Genomic DNA, 386 nt, shown 5'->3' on the forward strand with positions numbered 1-386 from the left:
GCGTCGACGTCGGCATGCCGAAGGTGATGGAGACCGCGGGCAAGCTCGGCATGGACGTCGAGGCCCTGGAGGCGGTGCCCGCCCAGACCCTGGGCTCCATGGGCGCGAGCCCGATGGACATGGCCGCCGTCTACGCCACCCTCGACAACCACGGCAAGCGGACCACCCCGACGATCATCAAGTCGGCCGAGCACCTCAACCGCACCGTCACCATCCCGGACGCGGTCGGCGAGCAGGTCATCAGCCGCGAGGCCGCCGACACGGTGACCTCGGTCCTGACCGGCGTGGTCGACGACGGCACCGCCCGCACGGCGGTCCGGGACAACCCGCTGCGCGACGGCCAGCAGGTCGCCGGCAAGACAGGCACCTCCGACAACAACAAGTCG

Annotated in this window: 1 protein-coding gene; it reads left to right on the plus strand. The window is 71.0% G+C overall.

The window, feature by feature from the left end:
* The coding region (locus J0695_RS42175; RefSeq protein WP_277990127.1) for a penicillin-binding transpeptidase domain-containing protein at positions 1-386 on the plus strand (386 nt) is incomplete at both ends.

Source organism: Streptomyces beijiangensis (assembly GCF_017315755.1).
Lineage (GTDB): Bacteria > Actinomycetota > Actinomycetes > Streptomycetales > Streptomycetaceae > Streptomyces > Streptomyces beijiangensis.